Below are 15842 nucleotides of genomic sequence, written 5' to 3' on the forward strand. Positions count from 1 at the left end.
GGCGGAGCTGCAGGACTACTGGCGCCGGGGAGATGTGGATCTGCAGCTGGACAAAAAGTGGCCAAAGTGCCAGCCGGACGGATACCGGATCCGCTCGCTGGGCAGCAAAACGGTGATCAGTGCGGGCAGCAGCACTGGGCTCCTGTACGGGGCTTTTCACCTGCTGCGGCTACAGCAGCAGGACGTGGCGCTGCAGGGACTCGACATCAGCGAAAAGCCCAGCTATGCACTACGGATGCTCAACCACTGGGATAATCTGGATGGCACGGTCGAGCGTGGGTATGCAGGGCATTCGCTCTGGAAATGGCAAGAGCTCCCCGGTGTAATTTCACCGCGGTACCGCGAGTATGCACGGGCAAATGCCTCGATCGGGATCAACGCCGTTGTGCTCAACAATGTCAATGCATCACCGCTGATCCTGCGTGCCGACTACCTGGAAAAGGTAAAGACTCTGGCCGATATTTTCCGGCCCTACGGGATCCGCGTGTTTCTGTCCATTAATTTTTCCGCTCCCGCACTGCTGGGAAATCTGCCGGATTCGGATCCGCTCCGTCCTGTGGTGGCAGGCTGGTGGAAGGACAAGGCCGACGAGATCTACCGGTTGATACCGGACTTTGGCGGCTTTCTGGTCAAAGCCAACTCGGAGGGGCAGCCCGGACCGCAGGACTATGGCCGTACGCATGCCGATGGAGCCAATATGCTGGCCGCAGCACTCCGACCGCACCGGGGCCTCGTGCTATGGCGGGCGTTTGTATACAACCCCACGGCGGAGGACCGGGCCAAACAGGCGTATCAGGAGTTTGTACCCCTGGATGGCCAGTTTGACGACAACGTGATCCTTCAGATCAAAAATGGGCCCATCGATTTCCAGCCGCGTGAACCGTTCAACCCGCTGTTTGGCGCAATGCCCAAAACCAGCCAGATGGTCGAATTCCAGATTACGCAGGAATACCTGGGCTTCTCCAACCACCTGGTGTACCTGGCACCCCTGTTTAAGGAAACACTGGATGCCCAGACCTATACCCGCGCCGAGGCAGGCACAGTAGCGGGAATAACGCAGCGGGGGCCGCATCCGATATCGGCCATTGCGGGGGTGGCCAATATCGGCGAGGACCGCAACTGGTGCGGCCATCATTTTGCCCAGGCCAACTGGTACGCCTTTGGAAGGCTGGCCTGGAATACTGACCTGTCCAGCGATAGCCTGGCGCGGGAGTGGCTTTCGATGACCTTCTCGCCGGATCCCGCCCTAGTCAATCCGATGTCGGAGCTGATGGTGGAATCGCGTGAGGCCGTGGTCAACTATATGATGCCGCTGGGTCTGCACCATATTTTTGCTTTTGAGCATCATTATGGACCGGAGCCTTGGGGCGATATTCCCGGCGGCAGGCCGGACTGGATGCCCTGGTACTATCATAACGCGGATTCGCTGGGAATCGGATTTGACCGGACGGCCACAGGGAGCAATGCCGTGGCACAATACCACAGCCCCCTCCGCGAGCAGTTTGGCCAGATCGGCAGCTGCCCCGAACAATACCTGCTCTGGTTTCACCATGTTCCCTGGAGCCAACGCATGAAAAACGGACGATCCCTATGGGACAACCTCTGCTATGCGTATCAGCAGGGTGTGGATCAGGTGCGGGGTTTTCAGCGAGTATGGGATAGCCTGGAAGGAAAGATGGATACACAGCGCTTCAAAGAGGTGCAGTCCAAACTAAAAATTCAGGCGCGGGACGCGGTATGGTGGCGCGATGCCTGCCTGCTGTATTTTCAGACCTTTTCCAAGAGGCCGATTCCGGCTGCACTGGAACGCCCTGTACATGAACTGGACGAACTGAAAAAAATCAGGCTGGATCTCAAGCATCATAATTAGCAGGACCGGGGCGCAATTTTTTTTACTGCGAGAGGGTCCAGAGGGCCGTTAAAGCGCAATGGAGAAAGAAGAAAGGATGTGGTAACAAATTGAAATGTTTTTGTTACAAATTTTAATTGTTGCCTATACACTTCAAACTATGTTTGTAGGCAAATACACCAAATTATAAATAAACCAATCATGTTAAAGCGGAAGGGGAAAACGATGCTGGGCATGTCTGTAGTGATACTGGCTACATTAACAGCATTCAATACAAAACAGCATAAACGAAAGTTGCAGGGAGATCGCCTCTCTGAACCTGTATTTTCGGATTTTGTCTATAAAGGCGAAGATGCAGTTTACAACGAAAATCCATTAAAACCGGGGCAGTTCTATTCGCCCATTTTACAGGGATGTTATCCCGATCCGAGCATTACACGCAAAGGTAATGACTATTACCTGGTGAATTCATCCTTTTCGATGTTTCCGGGGGTGCCTATTTTCCACTCTGTGGATCTGGTCAACTGGACGCAGCTGGGCCATGTCCTGGACCGTGAATCGCAGCTGAAAGTGCAGACGGCAGGCATCAGTGCCGGAATATACGCGCCAGATATCGTGTACAACCGGCACAACGACGCGTTTTACATGATCACGACACAGATCGCCTCGGGCATCGGGAATATGGTTGTCAAGACCAAAGACCCCAAAGCGGGAAACTGGTCCGATCCGGTCAAGCTGGATTTTGACGGCATTGATCCGGCCCTGTTTTTTGATGATGACGGCAAAGCTTATGTCGTGCATAACGATGCGCCGGATAAAGGCAAACAGCGCTATGAGGGCCACCGCGTGATCAAACTCTGGGCATATGATACCGAAAAGGATCAGGTCATCCCGGGAAGTGACCGGATCCTGGTGGACGGTGGCGTGCATCCGGCTGAAAATCCCATCTGGATCGAAGGACCGCATATTTACAAAAAAGATGGCAAGTACTACCTGATGTGTGCCGAGGGCGGCACGGGCAGCGATCACAGTGAAGTGATCTTCTCGAGCGACCATGTCGCAGGACCTTACAGCCCTGCGACCAAAAATCCGATACTCTCCCAGCGCCATCTGGACAAAAATAGGCCCAACCCAGTGGAATGGGCTGGACACGCGGATCTGGTCGAAGGTCCGGACGGATCCTGGTATGGCGTGTTTCTGGGTGTCAGGCCCAATGAAGTAAAACGGGTCAACACGGGCCGCGAAACTTTTATCCTGCCGGTCGACTGGTCGGGTGAATGGCCGGTCTTTGAAGGGGGAATGAAGGCCCTCAAACCCAGCGTGCGAATGCCTGCGGGCGTCAACAACAAGACCCATGCTCGGGGCTACTTTCCCAACGGCAATTTTACGTTCACCGATCCGCTGACCGCCGCAGCGCTGGATCACCGCTGGGTCGCCCTGCGCGGTGCCCGTGAGAAATTTTTGCAGGCCACGGACAAGGGCATGGTCTTCAGGCCGTACGCCGTGGATATCAGTGAGCAAAAACCAATTTCGGCCTTATTTTATCGGCAGCAGCACAAAAATTTTGAGAGCAGTGTATCGCTGGACTACGTGCCGGCCTCGGATTCACACCTGGCGGGCATCACCTGTCTGCAAAGTGAAAAATACCATTACGTGCTGGGTGTCACCAAGCTGGATAACGAGGACCATATCGTCCTTGCCAGAAGCGAAAACGGCAGCACGCGGATCCTGGCCAAAGAGAAAATCCATCTGAACGCCAAGGTGCAGCTGCAGGTTAAAGCAGCCGGCGACGCCTACCAGTTTGCTTATGCCGTGGGGAAAGGAGCCTTCCGCAATATCGGCAACACCGTGTCGGGCGACATCCTATCGACGGACGTAGCCGGTGGATTCACGGGCGCGCTGATCGGCCTGTACAGCACCACAGCGAACAGGATCAGATAAACTGTGCTGAATGTGTAAAGAATATTGAAATGACGATTATAAACAGAACTGAAAACAAAATTTTCTTAAATCCCTAAGTTATGAGAATGATGAAGTTTACGATTCCTGTGCAACGACAACGATGGCTACAGTATGGAATACTGCCCTTGCTCTTTTTGCTGGCAGCTCTACAGCTGGCCTTTGCACAGGATAAACTGGTCAAGGGGCTGGTCTCAGACCAGCAGAAACAGCCCATTGAAGGGGTGACCGTATCCGTCAAGGGCGGCACCAGGAGCACGACAACAGACAGTAAGGGCACATTTACCATTGAGGCCGGCAACGGCGCTGTGCTGGTCTTCACCAATGTAGGCTACAAAACAGCCGAAGTGCCGGTGGGCGCCAATAACAGCGTGCAGGTGACGCTGCAATCCGATGATATTGCCATGGAAGAGGTGGTGGTCATCGGTTATGGTACGCAGCGCAAAGAAGCTGTGACGGGTTCGGTGGCCTCGGTAAGCGGTACGACGATGAACGAAGTGCCTGCAGCCAACATCAGCCGTGCCCTGCAGGGCCGTATTGCAGGGGTCAATATGCAGCAGAATTCGTCTAAGCCGGGCTCTCCGATGCAGATCCGGATCCGCGGTACACGCTCCCTGACCGCCGACAACAATCCGCTGATCGTGCTCGACGGAATTCCGTTTGCGGGTTCCATCTCGGATATCAATCCCGCGGACATCAAGAGTGTGGATGTGCTCAAAGATGCTTCGGCAACGGCAATCTACGGTTCGCGTGGTGCCAACGGCGTGATTCTCGTGACCACCAACAAGGGGCGCATGGGGCAGCAGGCACAGCTGGCGTACAACGGTTTTACCGGATTGCGTACCGTATTTGCCAAATATCCAATGATGTCCGGTCCGGAGTTTGCCGAAATGCGCCGCTATGTGGGACAGTTTCAGAACACCCTCGACGAGTCAGACGATACCAATACAGACTGGCAGGACCTTTTCTACAAAAATGGAATGGTCAACAGCCACGATATCAGCGTCAACGGTGGGGCAGAGAAAGGAAACTACAACTTCGGCGCCGGTTACTTCCGCGATGAGGGCGTGGTTCCCCTGCAGAACTATACCCGCTACAATCTGCGTGCTGCACTCGACCAGCAGGTGGGCAAGATATTTAAATTTGGGTTCAACCTCAATCAGAGCTACAGCATCACCAATGGCAACAACCTAGGCCTGTACGGCGTGCTGAGCGCCTCGCCGATAGCCAATCCCTTTAATGCGGATGGCACACTCAAATCCCGTATCCAGCAGCAGACATCGGGTCAGCAATGGGTGCATACCCGCGAGTCCTATGAGGCGCTGGGGGACAGCTATATTAATCAGCAGCGCGTATTCGGTTCGTACAACAACATGTACGGCGAGATCCGGATTCCCGGCGTGGAGGGCCTGACCTACCGCACCAACCTTGGACTCAACTTCCGTCAGAACAATGATGGCAGCTATACTGGACAGGGTGTATTCAGTGGCACCCCGGACAATGTGTCCACAGCTTCGGTCGCAAACGGCAGAACGGTACAATGGGTAATGGAAAATCTGCTGACTTACGATCGTACCTTTGCGCAAAAACATAACCTCAATTTGGTGGCTCTTTATTCGGCGGAGCAGAACACCACCAACAGCACGCTGATATCGGCCCGCGATATTCCGATCGATGCGTTCCAGTTCTATAACATCGGCCGCGCCCAGGGGGAGATCATTGTCAACCCTGACCAGCAGGGCTATGCCAAAAGCAGCCTGATGTCTTTTATGGGCCGCGCCATGTATACCTTTGACAACCGCTACATGCTGACGATGACCATGCGCCGCGACGGCTCCTCGCGACTGGCACCGGGGCACAAGTGGCATGCCTATCCGGCGATTTCGGCAGGATGGAATATCCACAACGAGAAGTTCATGTCAGCCGTGCCATGGATAAACCAGCTTAAGCTGCGCCTGGGCTACGGTCAGACGTCCAATCAGGCGGTCGATCCGTACAAGACCCTGGGCTTGCTGAGTACAAGACCGTATAATTTCGATACGCAGTTCCTGACCGGCTACTACATGTCCGAATTGCCCAATCCTTCGCTGGGCTGGGAGTTTTCCAAGACCTACAACTACGGTCTGGACTTCGGTCTCTTCAACAACAGGGTCAGCGGTACTATGGAATACTATGTGCAGAATACCGACAATATATTGCTGCGCGTGGGACTGCCACCGACAAACGGTGGCGGCAGCTACATGGCCAATATCGGAAAGACGCAGAACAAAGGCTTTGAACTCTCCCTCAACGGCGCGGTGATCGACAATGAAAACGGCTGGAAATGGGATGTGGGAGTCAACCTCTATGCCAACCGCAATAAGCTCGTTGAACTGACCTCCGGAAGCCAGCGTGATGAAGGTAATCAATGGTTTGTCGGCCATCCGATCGATGTGATCTATGACTACAAGAAAATTGGCTTGTGGCAGGCCGATGACCCCTATCGGGATATCCTGGAGCCGGGAGGTAACGTGGGAATGATCAAAGTGGAATATACCGGAGAGTACGACGCAAATGGTGTGCCTACACGGGCGATCGGTGCTGCGGACCGGCAGATCATCAATATCCAGCCCAATTTTCTGGGAGGCTTCAATACGCGTCTGGCCTACAAAAATGTCGACCTGAATGTGGTAGGTACCTTCCAGAATGGCGGTACGCTGATCAGTTCGCTCTACGGAAGTACCGGCTACCTCAACCAGCTGAATACCCGCGCGGGCAACAACGTGAGCGTCGAATACTGGCGTGAAGACCGTACGGATGCCAAATATCCGAAACCGGGAGGCATACAGAGTGGTGATAATCCCAAATATGGCAGTACGCTGGGCTATTTCGATGCGTCGTATCTAAAGGTGCGTACGATTACGATGGGATACAACTTTAAACAGAAGTGGGTGGAACGCATGGGTATTGGCCGCCTGCGCCTCTATGCGACGGTGGAAAATCCATTCGTCCTCTTCTCGCCCTACCACAAGGAATCAGGCGGTGATCCGGAACCAAACTCCTATGGCGACGAGAACGTCGCCGTGGGTGGCCTGAGACGGATACTGGTGGTCGGTACAAATACACCGGCAATGAGAAGTTATATTCTGGGGCTCAATCTTTCATTTTAAAACATTCAGGCATGAAAACTTTCAATTCAAAACTTATCATAGGGCTCTGCCTTGGTTCACTGATGCTCGGCATGAACAGCTGCTCCAAATTTTTGGATGAACAGCCCAGAGGAATCTTTACGCCGGGGGATTTTAAGACACCAAACGGTATCAACAACAGTATTGTGGGACTCTATGCCCACCTGCGCTATATCTATGGACAGGCCTATTATTACAATGCCTGCCTGACGGGGACCGATGAGGTGACCTATGCGCAGAGTGCGGACGAAAACTTTCAGGTGATGGACTTTACAGGTCTCAGTACGATGACGGCTGTAAATAGCAGGGCGGATGTGGCATGGCAGGCCGCCCTGCCCAACATCAACATGGCCTCGGGCATCATCGAGAATGCACCGGCAGTGGGCACCTCGCCCGCGATCATCGCCGAAGCACACTTTTTCCGGGCATTTGATTATTTCCTGCTGGTACAGACTTTTGGTGGCGTGCCGCTAGACCTGGGTGGGGGCGAACTCAAATACAGCACTTCTGTGGAGCGTAAATCCAAACGCAATACCGTGGCTGAAGTGTATACACGAGCTATTTTCCCGGACCTGACTAAGGCCATTAGCGATCTGCCCGATGCACCGCGCTTAAAGGGGGCCGTGAGCAAGACGGTGGCCCGCTTATATTTGGCAAAGGCCTACCTGACCTACGCCTGGTGGCTGGAAAATCCGAAAAATATACCGACTTATCCGGAGACCGCACGGACGGATCCTGATGGCAAGACCAGCGCCTGGTATTTCCAGCAGGCTTACGACATAGCCGTGGCTGCTATTGAAAACCCGGGACCGTATGGCCTGCAGCCCACCTTTTACGATGTCAACGTCGGGACTAATGACCGCAACAACGAGATCCTGCTCTTTGCTGACCATACCGAAGACAGCGAGCTGTATAATGGCGGTAGTCTGAGCTATGGCAGTGGCGGTGCACCCGACAACTTTGCGGGCTGGATGATGACCTGGAATTACACGTCGATCACGAGCTCCAAAACAACGGCCTGGAATACCGCCGATCTGGTGAATTCGGTGCAGCGGGAGGCCGCCCAGGCACTGGGGCGCCCATGGACACGGATGGCACCGACGATCAACGTGGTGACCGAAACCTTTGCCGACAAAACCAACGACTCGCGCTACGACGGTACCTTCACGACGGTGTACCGCGGCAACTGGAACAAGGCAAATATCAGCGACCCTTCGTTGTTTAACGCCAATAACATGCCCGTCAAACCGGGAGAGGCCATTCTCACTTTCTTGAATGAGGAGCCACAGACGCCGATCAACTATGACAACAAAACCTATAAGAGCAGTATCGGGGCGGGGGTACTCCCCGGCAGGGCCGACTATGTGATCTCTCCGGAGGGCATCAGCCGCCGTGTCTATCCTGGACTGTGGAAGCTGGGCCCTTACCGCACCGACAACGGCAATGGCTTGGGACAACCCAATGCGGGCAGCACCCGGCCGTTCAATATTGCCAAGTTTTCCGAGCTGTACTTTATCGCTGCCGAGGCGGCAGTGAAGGGTGCGACGGCCAAAGCCGGCAAGAGCGCACGCGACCTGGTCAACGTAATCCGCGGCCGCGCGGGGGTATGGCGCTGGGACAACAACGGCAACACGGCCAAGGAAGCCAACCGCCGTGCCGAAATGCTGGCTGCGACGCCGGCTCAGATTACGCTCAATTACATCTTGGCCGAACGTTCGCGTGAGTATTATGGTGAGGGCTACCGCTGGTATGACCTCGTGCGTACACAGACTTGGTCCGACATCGCTAAAACCTATCGTATTGCCGGTTCGAATGTAGGTGACCACACGGCAGCAACCTTCACTCGGTCAATACAACCCTTCCACTACCTGCGGCCTATCCCGCAAGGACAGCTGGATGCCATGGATATGTCGGCAGCCGAAAAAGCAGCCTACCAGAATCCCGGATATAACTAAGCGCTATCATCCGGCCGGAAGGCATTCTTAAAAGCGAACCAGCAAGATCGTTTAGTGGTCTTTGCTGGTTCGCTCTTTTTATAGGTATCTAGGGATATTCTGTCGCTGATCCTGTTCATGCTGAAGCTAGATCCCGTTCGCCACAGCGGGATCTGCGATAAAATCTATTGATCCGGCCAAGTGGATGTTTATAATTTATGTATATGCTGAACTATATTTGATCAGTACAGATAGAAGAAGAAAGGGAGCTAAAGTAATCCGCCCAGGAATTAGGGCTAATTCTGGGCGGAATGAATTGATTGTAAGGAAGGGATAAACGTATCTTGTTCTTTATTCTAAATTTGTCAGCGGCACAAGCCTGAAGTTTGCCAGGTACATCTGGAAATTGTTAACGGCCTGCGGCGTATGGCCATCTTCATTGAGATCGTAATTCGCATAGCCGACCAAAGATTCAAAGGCATTTGTTTGCAGCGATGCCGCATACTCCTGTAGCGAGCTCATCGCCAGTGTCGGGAAATCACTAAACTTTAATGTGATGGTTTTCCATCCGTTGTCGAATCTAAATGGACTTAATTCCAGTCCGCCGGAGCTGTTTTTTTTCCATTCCCATGGCGTGATATTATACAGATAGGCGTAGTTGACGCCGCTTCTATTTTTATTCATTTTAAAAGGAATGGCACCTGATATCCATGGCGTTGGCATATAGAGATCAAATTGGATGGCCAGATTTTCTATCGAGGTTGTGCCTTTTATGCTACCATTTTTTTCAATCAGCGTATTAAAGGCTTTATAGGCATAAAATTTAAAGAAATTGCCACTTATGCCATTGCCTGTTGCCACGGGGATATCGGTTTTGATGGCCGGAATAGCAAGCACATATTCGGGATTGTTCGGCAAACCTGTCAATGCTTTAATGTCCGCGGGGTTGGCGTATATTTTGATCCCGTTGTTTCCTCCGGGGACCATGGCCTCTTCCGCAAAAGTTTTTAGAAATGTTCCATCCTGAAAAAACATGTAAGGAGCCGAAGAATATTTCTCGTCATTGACCTCAATGGTGATGCGTCCGTGTTTGTGTCTATCGATGCTGGCAGGGACAATCACCTGTAAGATCGAATCATTGGCCGATTTTATAGTGCCTTTTGTAGAATCTGGAAAAGTGACGGTACTGGTTTCTTTCAGATTTTTACCGTAGATTTCAATAAGGTCTCCGGCAAACGGCATGGTGTAGGAAACAGCGCTGACGGATGGAATCTTGTTAGGGTCCCGGAAAATGAATCCCGCAAAGCTGGTCTGGCCCGTTGTGGTAACAAGCTGTATGGTGTTCAGCAGACTTTGGTCCGTCACGTCACTGCCTGTCGGCACCGTGGCCGGCACATTGATGATGATGTCGTTGTCGGTCACATAAATTGGTATAAAGGGCACCTGCGTTCCGTTAAAATAAACACGCTGCAGTCCCGTAAAGCCAGTGCCGTGAATACGGATCCAGTTGTTGAAAAAAACAGACGATATCTGGATGCTTTCCGCGTCTCTGCTATGGGACCAGAGCCCCGTTATTTGTATCGTACTGCTGGATGCATCTTTTTTGCAGGAAAAGAGACTGTACATCAGCAGTGCTAAAATAAATACATATGGAATTCTCAAATTTTTCATTTCAGATTATTTAAAGTCATAATTTATCGGAGCTGAGGTCAGTTCAGGGTCAGTAGTGACATCCGCAGATGGGTAGGGGAGACACCAGATATTGGATGATGCTCCCACGGCGTGTACATAGGACCCTGCCGGCACATTGTGTACCACGGCCTGTGGTTTGTAACCGCTCTGTGCGCGGGGCGAGTTGGTCCAGCCTTTACCTGCAGGATAAAGCAGCGGATCATAAGTGTAGGCCCAGGAAGCATAATTGGTGAATGGTGTCTCCGCGTCGCTATCTTTTAGTTTATTATTCAGGAAGTTAAGCACCCAATCCATATCATAAAATGAACGTCTTTTGAGATCAGTCCAGTAGAGGGTCTCGTAGAAAAACTCTAGTCTCCTCTCTATAAAAAGCTGGTTACGGGTGATGACAGTTGCCGGCACGTAGTTCTGGAGGTTTTTGCTGAACGCCCTTTCCCTTACTTTATTAAAGTAAGCCAGGGCGACCGCATCTGCGGTCTGCTGTTGTTTTCCCATCGCAGCCTCGGCATACATGAGATAGATTTCCGACATCCGCAACATCGGTGACACGAGTCCGGTATTGCCCTGAACAGCTGCGCCATCGGTATCTTTGCTGCTGCCAACGACGAATTTTTTTAGATTCACCTTGGTCTTTCCACTGGGCACAGTCCAGCTGCCCGCACTTAAATGCGTGCCGATATAATTGTAATTTTGTCCCGGTACCGCCACACTTCCCCGCATCCGTGCCAGTGCGCCATCATCAACAAACGATTTCAGCATATCGTAGGATACGAAGATCGTTCCACCACCATTTAAATTGCCGGTAAGTTCGCGGTTGTACGCCAGATCATTCAGGGGGCTGGTATATCCCCATTCGGTGATGCCCGGAATGAACTGTATGCCAAACAGACATTCGGCGTTATTGTTGTTTTGAGTGCGCCATAGTTGTTCGAAGTCAGGTAACATGGAGTAATAGCCTCCCTCGACGATCTGCTGACAAAGTTTCTTCACCTGCGTGAAATAGCTGTCTGCCAACGCGCTGTTGCTACCGGCGTTGTTCCTGCTGATATATTCGGCAGAGAAGCGATCGCCCATCGCGTAATTTGCCGCCATCAGATAAAGCCGTGCCAGCATCCCGCGGGCACTATCTTTGGTAACACGCCCTTTTGTATCTGTGTCCTTCAGATTTTCCGTTGCAAAAATAAGATCGTTGATGGCGTATTGCACGACGTCTTCAAAGCGATGTGGGGGCGTAAGCGGATTTAAGGTATGGTTTCTTGGGTCGTCAATAATGGGTACGTCATGCCAGAGATTCGCCAGGTACCAGTATGCTGTGGCACGCATAAAACGCGCTTCAGCTTCACATGCCTTAGCCTCGGTTTCATCCACTCCGTTGCCGATGGCTATTTTTACATAGTCATTGATGATGTAATCGGCCTGTGTGATGACAAGATACAGTGATGCCCATGAGTTGGCGATATTATTGTAATTGGCCACCTCAGCGAACAGCGCCGTGGTGATCAGTTCGCCTGTGACGCCGTCGACGTATAAATTTCCGGCCCTTGCTTCAGTGATTTCGCGTACAGCCGTGTTGGTCGTGTACCAGGGACGACAGTAAAGAAATGCTGTCGCACCACGCAGGTCTGCAATATTTTTAAATGATTGTGTCGCCTCCTTCTGTGTATCGGAGGTCACGGTAAGGTATTTTTCACAGCTGGAAAGACCAAACATCGCGCAGATCAAAGGGATATAATAGAATGTTTTTTTCATGATCGGATCGTTAAAAAGTAATATCTAAACCTAAGGTGTAAGTACGTGGTGAGGGGACAAAACCGCCGTCAACACCGTAACGGAGCATACTTTGTCCCGAACTGGAACCTACTTCAGGCGTGTAGCCCTTATATTTACTGAAGATGAAGACATTCTGTAAATTCGAATACACGCGAATATTGCTGATATTATATCGGGACAGAAATTTTGTCGGAAAACGGTATCCCAGCGCGATATTCTGTACTCTCAGGAAGCTGCCATCTTCTACAAAGCGGTCACTGAAGATACTGTTTTGTGCATCTCTGACCGATATGCGGCCCAGTTCAGGATCTGATCCGGGCAGTACATAAGCATTCCACACGTTGGTGTTGGTTGCATCACCGTCGTAATATCCGATTTTTGCGTAATTGGCCACTTCTTTACGGACATTGCTGAACGTCCTGGGATTATCCAGTCTGGTCCTGAAAATATTAAAGATCTTATGGCCGAAAGAGCCGTTCAGGAAGACCGTGAGATCAAAGTTTTTATAGTTGAACGTATTGTTCAGACCAAAGGTAAATTTGGGTAGCGGACTGCCGATCAATGTCATGTCGGCGTCGTTGATGATGCCGTCATTATTGAGGTCTGCGTATAATAGATCACCGACATAGGTGGATGTCGCGAGGCCATCGTTATTGACGACGTCGCCAATTCTATTTTTAAAAGTTGCTGTGATGACGGTGCTGGTTCCGTCGCCGTTATCTTTCAGGTAATCGGCAGCGCTGTTGATGCGGCCGATCTGTTTGTAGCCATAGAACTGCGAGATAGGCTGGCCCTGCATGGTCTGCGTAATGATATTGGTCCCATTGGAGTAGTCAATCTGCTGAATGGTCGCGGTGCTGGTATTCATCCGGGTCACCTTATTCCGGTTGAGTGTAAACACAAGCCCGCTCCGCCAGTTAAAATCCGGTTTTTTGATGTTATGCGTATTGAGGGAAAATTCAATTCCTTTATTTTCAATGGCGCCGATATTATAATAAGGGGGAGCCGCCGAGCCGGGTGTATTGCCACGTGTACCTGTGAATGAAGGCAGTGACAGGCGGAGCAGGAGATCATCGGTAACCTTATGGTAGGCATCAAAAACCAATTCGACACGCCGTTTCAAGAAACTGAGGTCAAAACCGATGTTCCATGACCTGGTCGTCTCCCAGGTGATATTCTCGTTGGGAATATTGGAGGTCGAATAAGCCACACCCCAGTTATTGGTCAGGGCATTGGACAGGATAGCCTGATAAGCAAAAGCGTCCACGTTGGCATTACCTACGGCACCGTAGCTGACTCTAAATTTCAGATCGTCTATGGCATTTTTCAAAGGTGAGAAAAATCGTTCCTGGGATACCCGCCATGCAAGAGCTGCGGAAGGGAAATTTCCCCATCGATGGCCTCTTGCGAAGTTGTGCGATCCGTCGCGCCGGAATGTTGCAGTAAACAGGTAACGGTCATCGTAATTATAGGTACCCCGTGCCAGAAACGAGACCCGTTTGGTCTCACTGGAATTACCTGCATTCGAATCGTACTCCGCATCCCCGGCATCAAGCCCGGGAAGCTCGCTGGATCCATATTGTCGTTCACCCATTAAAAATTCATATCGGGTCGCGATTAGTTCATGACCGAGCATGAGTGTGGTTTTGTGTTTTTTACCAAAATCTTTGTTGAAATTCAGAAGGTTTTTAAGCGACCAGAAGGTGTTGAAGGATTTTTCATGTCTGGTTTCGGCGTTGGATTTGATGGATGCTCCAAAGGCATAAGCCGGTAAAAACTGCTGATAGTTATTTGTGTTCCCTTCGCCGGTGACTTCCGATCTGAAGTTCATCCAGGAAGTGGGTTTAAATTCCAGATAAAAATTACCTCTTCCTCCAAACTGTGCGCGGTTACGCTGGTTGAGCTGTGCAATCGCCAGGGGATTTGAAAAACCGAGATTGTTGGCATCGTATTCGGATGAAGGTCCTCCAAATGAGCCATCCGCATTGCGGACGGGAATGGACGGTGTCTGCAGGAGGGAGCTCCCGACCACGCTCCATGATGAGACTGCCGTGGCCTGCTTGGTGTAATTTCCATTGATCACCGCCCCCATTTTTAACCAGGGACGCAGTTCGGTCTCCTGGTTTAACCGCAAGGTAAACCGTTTAAATCCAGATCCATAGATCATACCGTTTTGATTTAGGTAACCGGCGGAGACCGCATAGTTGGAAACCTTGTTTCCGCCTCTCACAGCTACATCATAGGTCTGTAGAGCACCCACCCGGTAGAGCTCGTCCTGCCAGTTTGTACCTTCGCCCAGATATTCGGGATGTGCGAAGTCTGCTCTGTGCCCGTAGCCCAGCACATCCGAAAAGGCGTTGTGGTGTACGGCATACTCCCGCAGGTTCATCATTTTTATCTGTTTAGGGAGCTCTTCTAAACCATATTTGGTGTTGAAATTAATGATCGGCCGAGCGTTTTTGCCTTTTTTCATCGTGATGATAATGACTCCATTTGCCCCTTGGGCTCCATAGATTGCTGATGCGGAAGCATCTTTAAGCACCTCAATGCTTTCGATGTCATTGGGATTGATGCCGGCGAGGGCATTGACATCGTTGTTGCCGGTCTGTCCGCTCATAATGACTCCATCGACCACATAAATAGGTTCGTTGGTGGCGTTGATGGAGTTTATACCGCGGATCTGAATGGAACTACCTCCACCCGGCAGTCCCGAATTGGAGGCCATCTGTAGGCCGGCAATACGCCCCTGAAAGACCTGGTCTATAGTCGTCGGGACAGATTGCTGAATACTTTCAGAGGTGATGGAGGATACTGCTCCGGTCAGGTCGCTTTTTTTCATCGTGCCATAACCGACGTTCACAACCACTTCTTCGATCTTTTTGGTGTCTTCCTGTAGGATGATGTCTATGGTTTTCCGATTGGAAGTCGCTACAGTGACCGTTATATATCCTACGCTCGAAAAGCTCAGGTTTGCATTTTTGGGCACTTTGATCGTATAAAATCCATCTTTATTTGTCTTGGTTACCGTGCTGGAATTGTCTATTCCCACAGTAACGCCGACGAGCGGTTCTCCCGTTATGTTCTTAACGGAGCCGTCGACCTGTGTGGTTTGTCCAAATGCGTATATACAATTGGAGAGAAAGAGAATGATGACTAGTTGAATTCTCATAGTTGATATAGGTTAACGTATTGAGCCGATTTTTACCAAGTATTATAATCGGCGTTTATTTATTGTTCTGTTTATAGGGCATGAGACGCTGCCGCGCATAAAAGACAGGTCAACGAGTACTGACTTGTAAACTGTCGGAAGGCCGCCCGCGTGATCAGCACATCGTAAGGTATTGATTCGTGGATAGGATTGCTTAATCCTGATAGGGTGTTTTTCATAATTTGAACTGTATAGAATTTATAAATTGGTTATAAGACCGAATGCTTGCGCACGCAGTCGATCTGGCAATAGCCGGCTATTGG

General features: G+C 51.1%; 9 protein-coding genes. 5 read left to right on the plus strand and 4 right to left on the minus strand.

Going from position 1 to position 15842, the window contains the following annotated elements; genetic code table 11:
• Positions 1-57 precede the first annotated feature (57 nt).
• The 5 genes from K7A41_RS21980 (at position 58) to K7A41_RS22000 (ending at position 8930) form a co-directional block, all read left to right on the plus strand.
• Positions 58-255, plus strand: coding sequence for a hypothetical protein (locus K7A41_RS21980; RefSeq protein WP_232048802.1), 198 nt, complete (start codon positions 58-60; stop codon positions 253-255).
• Positions 236-1870 carry an alpha-glucuronidase gene (locus K7A41_RS21985; RefSeq protein ID WP_265715836.1) on the plus strand — a complete coding sequence of 545 codons (1635 nt, stop codon included), beginning with the start codon at positions 236-238 and terminating at the stop codon, positions 1868-1870. The genes K7A41_RS21980 and K7A41_RS21985 overlap by 20 nt, the downstream gene beginning before the upstream one ends.
• Before the next feature lie 180 nt (positions 1871-2050).
• Positions 2051-3790, plus strand: coding sequence for a glycoside hydrolase family 43 protein (locus tag K7A41_RS21990; protein WP_265715579.1), 1740 nt, complete (start codon positions 2051-2053; stop codon positions 3788-3790).
• A gap of 80 nt (positions 3791-3870) precedes the next feature.
• Positions 3871-6957: a SusC/RagA family TonB-linked outer membrane protein gene (locus K7A41_RS21995; RefSeq protein WP_265715580.1), complete on the plus strand. Its 3087-nt coding sequence runs from the start codon at positions 3871-3873 to the stop codon at positions 6955-6957.
• A 71-nt stretch (positions 6958-7028) separates the two neighbouring features.
• Positions 7029-8930: a RagB/SusD family nutrient uptake outer membrane protein gene (locus K7A41_RS22000; RefSeq protein WP_265715581.1), complete on the plus strand. Its 1902-nt coding sequence runs from the start codon at positions 7029-7031 to the stop codon at positions 8928-8930.
• Between the two features lie 330 nt (positions 8931-9260).
• Here K7A41_RS22000 and K7A41_RS22005 read toward each other — a convergent pair whose 3' ends face one another.
• The 4 genes from K7A41_RS22005 to K7A41_RS22020 form a co-directional block, all read right to left on the minus strand.
• Entirely contained in the window at positions 9261-10580 is a 1320-nt protein-coding gene (locus tag K7A41_RS22005; RefSeq protein ID WP_265715582.1) for a glycan-binding surface protein, read from the minus strand.
• Between the two features lie 6 nt (positions 10581-10586).
• Positions 10587-12350 carry a RagB/SusD family nutrient uptake outer membrane protein gene (locus K7A41_RS22010; protein WP_265715583.1) on the minus strand — a complete coding sequence of 588 codons (1764 nt, stop codon included), beginning with the start codon at positions 12348-12350 and terminating at the stop codon, positions 10587-10589.
• A gap of 10 nt (positions 12351-12360) precedes the next feature.
• The gene (locus tag K7A41_RS22015; RefSeq protein WP_265715584.1) at positions 12361-15540 is read right to left on the minus strand and encodes a SusC/RagA family TonB-linked outer membrane protein; all 3180 of its coding nucleotides are present in this window, start codon (positions 15538-15540) and stop codon (positions 12361-12363) included.
• Positions 15541-15611: 71 nt separating this feature from the next.
• A complete protein-coding gene (locus K7A41_RS22020; protein WP_265715585.1) occupies positions 15612-15758 on the minus strand; it encodes a hypothetical protein in 147 nt (48 codons plus the stop codon).
• Positions 15759-15842 lie beyond the last annotated feature (84 nt).

This window comes from Sphingobacterium sp. InxBP1, from assembly GCF_026191775.1.
Lineage (GTDB): Bacteria > Bacteroidota > Bacteroidia > Sphingobacteriales > Sphingobacteriaceae > Sphingobacterium > Sphingobacterium thalpophilum.

Coding starts and splice junctions, on each gene's coding strand:
- K7A41_RS22000 (WP_265715581.1), top strand. CDS start 7,029: ATGAACAGCTGCTCCAAATTTTTGGATGAACAGCCCAGAGGAATCTTT.
- K7A41_RS22015 (WP_265715584.1), bottom strand. CDS start 15,540: ATGAGAATTCAACTAGTCATCATTCTCTTTCTCTCCAATTGTATATAC.
- K7A41_RS22010 (WP_265715583.1), bottom strand. CDS start 12,350: ATGAAAAAAACATTCTATTATATCCCTTTGATCTGCGCGATGTTTGGT.
- K7A41_RS22005 (WP_265715582.1), bottom strand. CDS start 10,580: ATGAAAAATTTGAGAATTCCATATGTATTTATTTTAGCACTGCTGATG.
- K7A41_RS22020 (WP_265715585.1), bottom strand. CDS start 15,758: ATGAAAAACACCCTATCAGGATTAAGCAATCCTATCCACGAATCAATA.
- K7A41_RS21985 (WP_265715836.1), top strand. CDS start 236: ATGCTCAACCACTGGGATAATCTGGATGGCACGGTCGAGCGTGGGTAT.
- K7A41_RS21995 (WP_265715580.1), top strand. CDS start 3,871: ATGAGAATGATGAAGTTTACGATTCCTGTGCAACGACAACGATGGCTA.
- K7A41_RS21990 (WP_265715579.1), top strand. CDS start 2,051: ATGTTAAAGCGGAAGGGGAAAACGATGCTGGGCATGTCTGTAGTGATA.